Annotated in this window: 11 protein-coding genes; 9 read left to right on the forward strand and 2 right to left on the reverse strand. The window is 72.6% G+C overall.

Translation table 11 applies throughout. The features are described 5' to 3' along the window. From E1266_RS38415 to E1266_RS32045, 3 genes are all read left to right on the forward strand, one after another. The coding region (locus tag E1266_RS38415; protein WP_207946037.1) for a DUF5954 family protein at positions 1 to 434 on the forward strand (434 nt) is incomplete at its 5' end. A 10-nt stretch (positions 435 to 444) separates the two neighbouring features. Beyond that, positions 445 to 996: a hypothetical protein gene (locus E1266_RS32040; protein WP_132053477.1), complete on the forward strand. Its 552-nt coding sequence runs from the start codon at positions 445 to 447 to the stop codon at positions 994 to 996. Between the two features lie 89 nt (positions 997 to 1,085). Continuing rightward, positions 1,086 to 1,895, forward strand: a complete 810-nt coding sequence (locus E1266_RS32045) for a VOC family protein (RefSeq protein WP_132053479.1) — start codon at positions 1,086 to 1,088, stop codon at positions 1,893 to 1,895. A gap of 9 nt (positions 1,896 to 1,904) precedes the next feature. On the opposite strand, the gene E1266_RS32050 is transcribed toward E1266_RS32045, so the two are convergent. Beyond that, positions 1,905 to 2,576 carry a TetR/AcrR family transcriptional regulator gene (locus E1266_RS32050; RefSeq protein ID WP_132053481.1) on the reverse strand — a complete coding sequence of 224 codons (672 nt, stop codon included), beginning with the start codon at positions 2,574 to 2,576 and terminating at the stop codon, positions 1,905 to 1,907. A 140-nt stretch (positions 2,577 to 2,716) separates the two neighbouring features. Here E1266_RS32050 and E1266_RS32055 point away from each other — a divergent pair, with 140 nt between their 5' ends. The 6 genes from E1266_RS32055 to E1266_RS32080 all read left to right on the forward strand — a co-directional run bounded on the left by E1266_RS32055 (position 2,717) and on the right by E1266_RS32080 (position 8,672). Beyond that, entirely contained in the window at positions 2,717 to 3,925 is a 1,209-nt protein-coding gene (locus E1266_RS32055; RefSeq protein WP_207946038.1) for a YncE family protein, read from the forward strand. A gap of 150 nt (positions 3,926 to 4,075) precedes the next feature. After that, the gene (locus E1266_RS32060; RefSeq protein WP_132053483.1) at positions 4,076 to 5,173 is read left to right on the forward strand and encodes an FUSC family protein; all 1,098 of its coding nucleotides are present in this window, start codon (positions 4,076 to 4,078) and stop codon (positions 5,171 to 5,173) included. A gap of 52 nt (positions 5,174 to 5,225) precedes the next feature. Beyond that, positions 5,226 to 5,966 carry a PIG-L deacetylase family protein gene (locus tag E1266_RS32065; RefSeq protein ID WP_132053485.1) on the forward strand — a complete coding sequence of 247 codons (741 nt, stop codon included), beginning with the start codon at positions 5,226 to 5,228 and terminating at the stop codon, positions 5,964 to 5,966. Then, positions 5,963 to 6,670, forward strand: coding sequence for a 4-carboxy-4-hydroxy-2-oxoadipate aldolase/oxaloacetate decarboxylase (locus E1266_RS32070; protein ID WP_132053487.1), 708 nt, complete (start codon positions 5,963 to 5,965; stop codon positions 6,668 to 6,670). The genes E1266_RS32065 and E1266_RS32070 overlap by 4 nt, the downstream gene beginning before the upstream one ends. Further along, on the forward strand, positions 6,667 to 7,728 hold the full coding sequence (locus tag E1266_RS32075) for a 4-oxalomesaconate tautomerase (RefSeq protein WP_243719147.1): 1,062 nt from the start codon (positions 6,667 to 6,669) through the stop codon (positions 7,726 to 7,728). Before E1266_RS32070 ends, E1266_RS32075 begins: the two co-directional genes overlap by 4 nt. Beyond that, entirely contained in the window at positions 7,725 to 8,672 is a 948-nt protein-coding gene (locus E1266_RS32080; RefSeq protein ID WP_132053489.1) for a catechol 2,3-dioxygenase, read from the forward strand. Before E1266_RS32075 ends, E1266_RS32080 begins: the two co-directional genes overlap by 4 nt. An 11-nt stretch (positions 8,673 to 8,683) precedes the next feature. Here the strand turns inward: E1266_RS32080 and E1266_RS32085 are convergent. Further along, on the reverse strand, positions 8,684 to 9,370 hold a 687-nt coding region (locus E1266_RS32085), incomplete at its 5' end, for a DUF1932 domain-containing protein (protein ID WP_132053491.1).

The raw sequence follows: 9,370 nt of genomic DNA on the forward strand, positions 1-9,370 counted from the left end.
TCCCGGCGGAGGTCACCCGCGACGCCCGCCGCGCGCTCGCCACCCACCCCGGCGTCGTCCCCCTCGCCACGAGGTTCGCCGCCGCAGAGCGGGAGAACGGGGCGTGGCCGCCGCACGGCCCGTTCCTGCACAGCCCCGCCCGCGTCCGCGACCACCTCGCCGCGTACTTCGACACGCTCGTGCCGAAGATGCTGGGGCCCTCCCCGGCCGTCCTCGCCGAGTACCGCGCCGCCGCCGCCCTGCTCCGGGACGGGACGCGCCGCGCCGAGGTCACCGTCCTCGGCCGGTTCTTCCGCGTCGTCCGCGTCGAGTACATCGTCCGGTCCGGGCCGGACGGCCCCGAGACCCCGCGGCCGTCCGACCGCGACCCCGAGGACTACCGCACCGGGTCCGGGGAGCACCGCATCACGGGCCGCGCCGACGACGACCAGTGACGGGCCGCCGATGAAGGGGTTCGCGCGGCGGGAGTTCCAGCTCGTGCTGCTCCGCCGGATGGCCGACTACCAGCCCGGCCTCGTCGAGGACGCGGTGCGCGGGCTGGGCGCGTCCCGCACCGAGATGCGCGAGGTCAACGCCCGCTGGCAGCGCATCCTGCGGTCCCGGACGTTCCCGCGCGGCCTGCGCCGCTACGAGGCCGTCCTCGGCCCGGCGGCCGTCCGGGAACTGCGGATCGGCGACGTGTCCTGCGACGTCGCCCGCTGGCCGCCGCTGACCCTGTGGCCCGGCCTGGCGTTCGAGGTCGTGCTCGCGCCGGACGGGTCGGTCGTGCGGGAGTGGCTCGTCCGCGACGACGGCGTCCCCGTCCCGCGCCTGGAGACCGTCGACGACCTCGTCCCCTGGACGTGCGTGGTCGGCGACGTCAGCGAGCGCTTCGAGGCGGTCACCCACCAGGACGGCGATGCCCCCAGCCGCTGGCACGCGACGCTGACCACCCCGGACGGCACCTACGTGGCCCATTTCGTATGGGGCCTTTTGCAGGCCGTGGCCGCCATCTGAAACATTGAAATCGGCTTGGCGGTTTCCGACACCGGATATTGCGCACGCCTCCCTAGCGTGAATGGCATGCGAGCTGCGACAGGCGTGCCATGCCCGAGGTGACCCGCCACGCCGCCGGGTACCCGTCGTGGGTGGAGCTGGCCAGCCCGAGCTTGGAGGTGTCCAAGCGCTTCTACTGCGACGTGTTCGGCTGGTACGCCTACACGCTGACCGCCGGGAGCGTCGGAGACTACGAGATGTTCACCCTGGGCGACATCCAGGGCCCGGCCATCGGCGGGATGTACGAGCTCCAGGACGACTCGATGCAGTCGTCCTGGACGATCTACTTCCGCACCGACGACCTCGACGCATCGCTCGACCTCGTCCGCGCCGCCGGCGGCCAGGTGCTCGTCGAGCCCGTGGACATCGCCGATCTCGGCCGGATGGCCCAGTGCTCCGACTCGCAGGGCGCCGACTTCGCCTTCTGGTTCCCCTACAACCTCAAGGGCGCCGACGTCATCGACGAGCCGTCCGCGATGTGCTGGGTGGAGCTGTCGACCCCCGACGTCCACGAGGCCCGCCGCTTCTACGGGGAAGTGTTCGGCTGGAAGCCCGTGGACCGCCACTACGAAGGGCTGACCTACACCGAGTGGAAGCTCGGCGCCTGGTCCGTGGCGGGCATGGTCTCCCTGGACGAGCGGTGGGCACCCGACACCCCGCCCCACTGGACGCCCTACATATGGGTCTCCGACTGCGACGCCGTCACCGCGCGCGCCGCCGAACTCGGCGCACAGGTGCACGTCCCCCCGACCGACATCGGCTACGGCCGCCTCTCCATCCTCACCGACCCCGCAGGCGCCCGAATAGCCGCAATAACCCCGAAGAACCCCGACCTAACGGCCCTGAAAACGCTGCCCTGACGCTTCCGGCTAGGACGGGTCCCGGGTACCGGTACTTCCGTCGGCGGCGTGGAGGCGGGCCAGGAGGAGGAGGGTGAGTTCTTCGATGAGGTCGTCGAGGGTGGCGTCGACCCAGCCGGCGTCCCAGTCGTGGAGGAGGCCGGTGATGCTGCCGGTGAAGGCGGCGGCGGCGATGCGGTAGTCGCGGTCGGCGATCTCGCCGCGGCGGGCGGCGGCGGCCGCCTCGGCGCAGATGAAGTCGATCCAGCGGGCGCGGCGGGCGAGGCGCTGGCGCTCGATGCGGGGGCCGGCGCCGACGACCTCGACGAAGGCGATGCGGATGCGGGCGCGGTCGGCGGTGATGCTCGCGGCGTAGGCGCGGAAGAGGTGGGCGGTGCGCTCGGCCAGGGGGAGGCCCTCGACCTCCCGCAGGGTGGTCGCGACGGCCTGCTCGGCTATGTCGTTGACCTCCAGGTGGAGTTCGGCGAGGAGGTCTTCCAGGCCGGCGAACTCCTCGTAGAACTGGCGGGTGGACAGTCCGGCGGCCTCGCTGAGGGCCGCGACGGTGGTGCCGCGGTAGCCGGGGCCGCGGCCGAACAGCTCCAGGCCGGCGTCGAGGAATCTGCGGCGGCGCTCGGCGCGCCGCTCGGCGGCCGATCTGCCCGCGTACCTGCCGGTGGGCGTTGCGCGCCTGCCTGCCACGGTCGCTCCCTCCGCGTCCTCGACGGCATTTTCCCGCGAATGGGCCTTGTGTCGAGCGGTCCATTGTCTTACCGTCCAGTAACCAAGTCAGAATACGGCCGTTTTCAGAGTGGAGACCACCCCCCACACAGGAGGTACTGATGCCCTCCCTCAGTCTCCGGAGACCCGCCGCACTCGTGTGCGCCCTGCTCACGGCGGTGACGGCGCTGGCCGCCGCCGGCCACAGGGCCGAGGCGGTGCAGCTGCGTGACGTGATGGCCGTGGGCAACGGCCAGGGCGGCACGGTCAGCTTCATCGACACCGCCACGTACGAGAACCTCGGCTCCCTCAATCTCGTCCCGGACCTGCAGGAACGCCTGAACGCGATGAACCCGGTCGAGCGCATCGGGTACGAGGTCGTCAACAACATCCAGGGCTACCGCAAGCTCGTCGACGACATCGCGGTCTCCCCGGACGGCACGACCATCTACGTCTCGCGGGGCGTGCTGTCGGACGCCGTCGCGTTCGACATCGCGAGCAAGCGGATGCTGTGGCGGCGCAAGACCGAGGGCTTCAAGGCCGACCACGCCGCGCTCTCCCCGGACGGGACGAGGTTCGTCGTCAGCGCCACCACGGCGAGCAAGGCCGAGGTCATCGACACCGCGACCGGGCGGCTGGTGACGACGTTCGCCACCGGCAGCTACCCGCACGCCAACGACTACTCGCCCGACGGGACGATCCTCTACAACTCCAGCATCGGCATCACCTCGCTGCCGAAGCTCCTCAACGGGCTGAAGGGGGCGAGGTCGGTCACCGCGGTGGACGCGAGCACGTACCGGCACCTGCGCACCTACCAGTTCGAGTACGGGATCCGCCCCGCCGTCTTCACCAGCGACAACAAGACCATGTACGCCCAGCTGTCGTACCTGAACGGGTTCGTCGAGTACGACCTCGCCGCCGGGAAGATCACGCGGACGGTGGAGATGCCGTTCAGTGAGCGGGGCGCCGCGATGAAGCCCGACGACTACCCGCAGAACTCCGCCCACCACGGCATGGCCATGAGCGGGGACGAGAGCAAGCTGTGCATGGCGGGGACGATCGACGACTACGTCTCCATCGTGTCGCGGCCGGGCCTGAGCACGGACGGGACCGTCCACTACGAGCCCGGTGCGCTCCCGTACTGGACGCAGACCTCCCCGAACGGGCGTGACTGCTACGTCTCGCTCTCCGAGAAGAACCAGATCTCGGTGATCGACTACCGGACGGCCCGCGAGGTCGCCCGCATCGACGTCGGCCACTACCCGCAGCGGGAGCGGGGCGCCAAGCTCACCCCCGAGGCGATCGGCTCGCTGGACCCGTCCAACGGCTGACCCTCCCGGATTCGCGAACCGGCCCTCGCGAATCCGGCCCGCGCGGATCAGGCCACCGCGGGCCCGCCGGCCTCTCATCCCACCGGCGGGCTCGCGGTGGCCTCCGCGTTCCCTGGGGTTCGGCGCCCGGCGCGCGGGAAGCGTCCCTTGATGCGATTCGGGGGGTTCCGCAGCCATCTGATGCCCTTCGCCGGATGGCGGTACTGGGAAGAGCGCGCCAAGCTGACGGTCAAGGCGGTGGTGGCGGCCACCGTGGCGTGGCCGGTGGCCCGGCACCTGGTCGGCCACCCCGAGCCGTACTTCGCCCCGCTGGCCGCGCTGCTCGGGGTGTACCCGACGGTCGTCCGGTCGGTCCAGGAGAGCCTGAAGTACGGGGCCGGGTTCGTGATCGGCGCCGCCCTCGCGATCCCGGTCGGGCGGCTGCTCGGCCCGACGACGCCCGGGATCGCCGTCGTGCTGCTCGTCGCGATGATGGTCGCGGGCTGGCGCAGGCTCGGCGACCAGTCGCCCCAGGTCGCGTTCACCGCGCTGTTCGCCCTGCTGTTCGGCGGGCACGAGGCCGCCGGATACGTCATGCCCCGCATCGCCGACGTGGCGGTCGGCCTGACGGTCGGGCTGGCCGTCAACGCGCTGGTCTTCCCCCCGCTGTACCTGCGGCGGGGCGAGGACGCCGTCCGGGAGATGCGCGGCGCGCTGGTCGACGCCATGGGGGCGCTGGCCGAGAACGTCCTGGATCCCGTCGAGTGGGACTCCCTCTGGGGCGAGCGCGAGTCGCGGCTGGTGAGCGTCCAGCGGCAGGCGCGGTACGCGGTGGAGCAGGCCGAGTCCAGTCTGCGCGCGAACCCGCGTGCGCGGTGGTGGGGGTATCCGGTGCGCTGGCGCGAGACGCCCGGGAGGTGGGCGGCGCCCGGGCGGCTGAACACGCTGGAGAACGCGATGTCGTACACGCGCTCGATCGGCGCGACGCTGCGCCTGGCGATGGGCGGTGACGAGGACGACCTGCCCGCCGACACCGCGTTCCGGCACGGCTACTCGGCCCTTATCCACAAGCTCGCCGACCTCATGCGGCACCTGCCGGAGGCCCCGGACGAGGAGATTTTCGCCGAGGCCGAGCGGATGCATGAGGAGCTGGAGAGGCCCCATCTCGCGCCGGGGACGGACGTCGCGGGCCTCTGGGATCCGGTGAAGGAGATGCTGCGGCTCAGCCGGCTGCTGCTCGACCAGATCGGCGACCTCCGGCGGGGCTAGTGTTCGCAGAATTGTTGACAATTTGGGCTACAAGCGCGCAGAGTGTGGTGCCATGAGCGATACCGGCACGTCCAGCCCCCTGCTCGTGATCAGTGCGCACGCCGGCGACTTCGTGTGGCGCGCCGCGGGCGCGATCGCCCTGGCCGCCGAGCGCGGCGACCGCGCGAAGGTGGTGTGCCTGAGCTACGGCGAGCGCGGGGAGTCCGCGAAGGCGTGGCGCGCGGGCAAGGGACTGGCCGAGATCAAGGAGATCCGCCGGGGCGAGGCGGAGGCGGCGGCGGCCGAACTCGGCGCGGAGATCCAGTTCCTGGACGCCGGTGACTACCCCCTGGTCGAGTCACCGGAGCTGGTGGACCGGCTCGTCCGCGTGTACCGGGACTTCGACCCGGCGGTGGTGCTCACGCATCCCCTCGCCGACCCCTACAACGGCGACCACCCGGCGGCGGCGCGGATGGCGCTCCAGGCGCGGGTGCTGGCCCAGGCCATCGGGTACGACGCGCCCGGCGAGCCGCTCGGCGCGCCCCCGGTGTTCTTCTTCGAGCCGCACCAGCCCGAGCAGTGCGACTTCAAGCCGAATGTGCTGCTCGACATCACCCCGGTGTTCGAGCGCAAGCGCCGGGCCATGGAGTGCCTGCCCGCGCAGCAGCACATGTGGGACTACTACACCGACCTGGCCCGGCGCCGCGGCGTGCAGCTCAAGCGCAACGCGGGCCCGAACCTGGGGCTGCCGCACGACACGATGGCCGAGGCGTACGTCCGGCTGTACCCGCAGACGACGGGGGTGCTGGCGTGAGGACGGTCGTCGTCACGAACCCGCCGCGCGCCGACGCCGAGGCGGTCGACGCGCTGGCGGGGTTCGGCGTCGCGACCGTCCACGAGGCCATGGGGCGGACGGGTTGCCTCGGGCCGTCGATCCGCCCGGTGCACCTCGGGTCCCGGATCGCCGGGACGGCGGTGACCGTGCTGTCGTGGCCGGGCGACAACCTGATGATCCATGTGGCGGTCGAGCAGTGCCGGCCCGGCGACGTGCTGGTCGTGACGACGACGTCGCCGTCCACCGACGGGATGTTCGGCGAACTGTTCGCGACCGCGCTCATGCACAGGGGCGTGCGCGGTCTCGTCATCAACGCGGGCGTCCGGGACGTGGCGGAGCTGCACGCGATGGGCTTCCCGGTGTGGTCGGCGGCGGTGAGCGCGCAGGGGACGGTGAAGGCGACGCCCGGTTCGGTGAACGTGCCGGTGACGATCGGCGGGCAGACCATCCGGCCCGGCGACGCGGTCCTCGCCGACGACGACGGCGTGGTGTGCGTCCCGCGCGGCCAGGTCGCGGACGCGGTCGCGGCCGCGAAGGCGCGGGAGGAGAAGGAGACCGCGACGCGCGAGGCGTTCCGGCGCGGCGAGCTGGGCCTCGACCGGTACGGGCTGCGCGACCGGCTGCCGGGGATGGGCGTCGAGTACGTCGAGTACACCGAGTACGCGGGGCCGGAGGAGCCGTGAGCACCGGTGTGCGCTGCATGCTGATGCGGGGCGGCACGTCCAAGGGCGCCTACTTCCTGGCCGGGGACCTGCCGTCCGACCCGGGCGAGCGGGACGACCTGCTGCTGCGCGCCATGGGCAGCCCCGACCCCCGGCAGATCGACGGGATCGGCGGCGCCCACCCGCTCACCAGCAAGGTGGCGGTGGTGTCCCGCTCGGCCGGCCCGGACGCCGACGTCGACTACCTGTTCCTCCAGCTCGGCGTGGCGGAGCCGACGGTGTCCGACCGGCAGAACTGCGGGAACCTGCTCGCCGGGGTCGGGCCGTTCGCGGTCGAGCGCGGGCTGGTCGAGGCGGGCGGCGAGCGGACGAGCGTCCGCATCCGGATGGTCAACTCCGGCGGCGTCGCGACCGCGACGTTCCCGACGCCAGGCGGCGCCGTCGCCTACGACGGGGACACCGCGATCTCCGGCGTGCCGGGGACCGCCGCCCCGATCGCCCTGGACTTCGCGGAGACGGAAGGGTCGGCCTGCGGGGCGCTGCTTCCCACCGGCCGTCTCCGCGATCTGATCGACGGCGTCGAGGTGACCTGCGTCGACAACGGGATGCCGGTGGTGGTCGCCGCCGCGGCCGACCTCGGCGCCACCGGCTACGAGAGCCCGGAGGAACTGGGCGCGCTGCCCGGGCTGGGCGACCGCGTCCAGGAACTGCGGCTCCGGGCGGGCGAGCTGATGGGGCTCGGCGACGTCACCACAGCCTCGGTGCCGAAGACCACCCTCGTCGCGCCGCCCCGCGACGGCGGGACGATCTGCACCCGCACGTTCATCCCGGTGCGGGTGCACACCTCGATCGGGGTCCTCGGCGCCGTCAGCGTCGGCACCGCCGTGCTGCTCGACGGCGCGGTCGGCCACGACCTCGCCGAGCTCCCGCCGCCCGGCGCGCCGCTGAGCATCGAGCACCCGGCCGGGCGCCTGGACGTGGCGGTCGAGCTGGACGGCGCGGCCGTCCGGCGCGCCGGCGTCGTCCGGACGGCCCGCAGGCTTTTCGACGGAACCGTCTTCCCCCGGAGCAGCCCATGACCCTCAAGCACGAGATCGCGCACGTCGGCCACGTCGAGCTGCTGACGCCCGAGCCGGAGAAGAGCCTGTGGTTCTTCACCCGCGTCATGGGCCTCACCGAGAACGGCGCCGAGGGCGACTCGGTGTACCTGCGGACGTGGGACGACTACGAGCACCACACGCTCAAGCTGACCGCGCACACCACGTCCGGCATCCGGCGGACCGGGCTGCGCGCGTCGTCCCAGGAGGCGCTCGACCGCCGCGTCCGCGCGATCGAGGACGCGGGCCTCGGCATCGGCTGGCGCGACGGCGACCCGGGCATCGGCCCGACCTACGTGTTCCGCGACCCGGACGGCCACGAGCTGGAGATCTACTGGGAGTCGGAGTGGTACGAGGCGCCGCCGGAGCTGGCGCCGTCGCTGAAGAACCAGGCGCAGGCGTACCCCGCGATGGGCGTGTGCGTCCGCCGCCTCGACCACGTCAACTTCCTGGCCGCCGAGGTCGAGCCGAGCACCGACTTCCTGCGGGACGTGCTGGGCGGCCGCCCCACCGAGCAGATCCGCCTGGACGACGGCACGATCGCCGGGCGCTGGGTCACGTTCACCAACAAGTCGTACGACCTCGTCTACACGCGCGACCGGACGGGCAGCCGCGGCCGCCTGCACCACATCGCGTTCGCGACCGACACCCGCGAGGACATCCTCCGCGCCGCCGACATCTTCCTCGACAACGGCGTCTTCATCGAGACGGGACCGCACAAGCACGCCATCCAGCAGACGTTCTTCCTCTACGTCTACGAGCCGGGCGGCAACCGCGTCGAGCTGTGCAACCCTGGCGCCCGCCTGGTGCTGGCACCGGACTGGAAGACGATCACCTGGACGGAGGCGGAGCGCGCGAAGGGCCAGGCGTGGGGCCTGAAGACCATCGAGTCCTTCCACACCCACGGCACGCCCCCCGTCCCCTGACGCGCCGCGAGTCAGCGGGAGAGGCGGGTCAGGAGGTCGCGGCTGGCGGCGGACATCGTGGGTTCCACGTCCAGCTCCTCCAGCATTTTTGCCGCGGCCTCCATTTCTGCGGCTCGGCGTTCGGCGTGCTTGTAGGTGCCCTCGACCAAACGGGTCACCGTGGCGTCTCCGGCGGCCGTCAGCTCGTCGACGATGTTCTGCCGGAGCCAGTCCTCGCAGCCCGCCGCACGCGCCGCCTCCAGGGCCTCGACCACCGACGCGGCGAGGCCCTTGAAGAAGACGCTGCGGAGCAGCTTGCGGGCCGCCGCCGTCCCGGCCTCGGCGTCCATCACCTCGACGGACGCGCCGAGCGGCCCGAGCAGGCGGCGGACGTCCCCGGCGCCGTTCCCGCAGGCCAGCATCGGGGTGCGCAGCCCGCGTCCCGGCACCGGCGCCATGATCGCGACGTCCGCGAACCGGACCCCGGCCGCCGCCGCGAGCGCGGCGAGCTCCCGCTTCAGGCCCGGCGACCCGGTGTTCAGGTCGGCCCACACGGCACCGTCGCCCACCTCGCCCAGGCCCGCCTTGAGCGCGGCCACGGCGTCGTGCGCGCTGTTGACGCTGAGGATCAGATCCGCCCCCGCGGCGGCCTGCGCCTCGCCCCCGGCCCGGACCACGCCGTCCGGCGCCGGGACGGCCGGGTCGTAGCCCCGCACCAC

It is taken from the genome of Actinomadura sp. 7K534, assembly GCF_004348575.1.
Taxonomy (GTDB): domain Bacteria; phylum Actinomycetota; class Actinomycetes; order Streptosporangiales; family Streptosporangiaceae; genus Spirillospora; species Spirillospora livida.

Coding starts and splice junctions, on each gene's coding strand:
- E1266_RS32080 (WP_132053489.1), top strand. CDS start 7,725: ATGACCCTCAAGCACGAGATCGCGCACGTCGGCCACGTCGAGCTGCTG.
- E1266_RS32065 (WP_132053485.1), top strand. CDS start 5,226: ATGAGCGATACCGGCACGTCCAGCCCCCTGCTCGTGATCAGTGCGCAC.
- E1266_RS32055 (WP_207946038.1), top strand. CDS start 2,717: ATGCCCTCCCTCAGTCTCCGGAGACCCGCCGCACTCGTGTGCGCCCTG.
- E1266_RS32040 (WP_132053477.1), top strand. CDS start 445: ATGAAGGGGTTCGCGCGGCGGGAGTTCCAGCTCGTGCTGCTCCGCCGG.
- E1266_RS32045 (WP_132053479.1), top strand. CDS start 1,086: ATGCCCGAGGTGACCCGCCACGCCGCCGGGTACCCGTCGTGGGTGGAG.
- E1266_RS32060 (WP_132053483.1), top strand. CDS start 4,076: ATGCGATTCGGGGGGTTCCGCAGCCATCTGATGCCCTTCGCCGGATGG.